At 41.5% G+C, this 1,252-nt stretch carries 1 protein-coding gene; it reads right to left on the bottom strand.

Annotation, left to right across the window (positions count from 1 at the left end):
- Window positions 1-35: 35 nt before the first annotated feature.
- A protein-coding gene (locus ND2E_RS10700; protein ID WP_150113742.1) for an IS3 family transposase occupies window positions 36-1,216 on the bottom strand; the annotation gives its coding sequence in 2 pieces (ribosomal slippage) (window positions 36-931 and window positions 931-1,216; 1,182 coding nt in all).
- Window positions 1,217-1,252 lie beyond the last annotated feature (36 nt).

Raw genomic sequence — 1,252 nt, 5'->3', positions numbered from 1 at the left:
GTGATCTTCCCCCGATAAAGCGGACACATTTTATTTTACGCTGCCAGGGCTTCATATTCTATTGGAGAACAATAGTTTATCCCTGAATGCATCCTCGAAACATTGTAGTATTTGTTAATGTAACTTCCAAGTGTTCCGCGCAGTTCTTTATCACTTTTAAAGACATTACCACGAATAACTTCTGTCTTCATTGAATGAAAGAACGACTCCATATGTGCATTATCAGTACATTTTCCTGCTCTACTCAAACTATGAGTTATTCCATGTCGTTTTAATACTTTTTGGTAAATGTGACCGCGATATTCTACGCCTCTATCAGTATGGAGCATTAAGTCGCCGGATGGCTTTCGTTTCTTAACTGCATTTTGTAATGTGCGCTTGGTCACTTCCATCGTCCTACTTTTATCCAAACTCCAGCTAATAATGCGCCGTGAATATAAATCCATGATGACCGACAAATAACGCCATACGCCTTTAACCTTCAAATAGGTGACATCAGCTACCCAGACCTTATCTTTAGCCAAGGGCACTTCGCCATCTGGTCGTAAGTTTTTACCTGTCGTTAGGAAACGTTTATAAAAGGCTGAACGTGTCGTCACGCGCATCACTCTGGCAACTAAACCAAGCGCACGATACAAACGTTCGACACGTTTTTTACCTATGCTGTACCCTTGCTTTTGTAAGGCCTTAAATATGCGGGGGCTACCATAGCGTCCTTTGTTCTCGGTGAATATTTGCTGAATTTTCTGTTTAAGTTCAACATCCTCTATCATACGGGCACTGGGTTGACGCTCCCGCCAATCGTAATAGCCACTTTTAGACACATCAAAAAACTGCAGCAATCTCGTGACCTTTATATCGGCTCTGAGTTTTTCGATGAATCGATATCTGCCTGATGTTCCTCGGCAAGAAACCGTTGCCACTTTTTTAGGATATACAGCTCCTCCTTGAGTGCTTTATTTTCACGCTCAAGTTGCTGTTCTTTGGTGAGTGTTTTTTTAGCTTTTGATTGACCCGCTAATTTTTTTCGTTTGTCTGCCACAATAATTCCTTCACGATATTCTTTTCGCCATCGTGACAGCATGAATGGGTGTATGTCGAGCTTTTCAGCGACAGATTTGATTGTGACGCCGACAACAAAACTTAGTTGAACAGCATTGACTTTAAAGTCGTTTGAGTACTTCCAAGTTCGTCTTGGATTGTTGTACTTGGGCATAAGACACCTCATCTTTAGTTAGATTTTGGTGTCCGT

This window comes from Colwellia psychrerythraea (genome assembly GCF_000764225.1).
In the GTDB taxonomy this organism is placed as follows: Bacteria; Pseudomonadota; Gammaproteobacteria; order Enterobacterales; family Alteromonadaceae; genus Colwellia; species Colwellia psychrerythraea_D.
The sequence above is the reverse complement of the archived record's forward strand: the minus strand, read 5'-3'. Positions and strand labels throughout refer to the sequence as shown.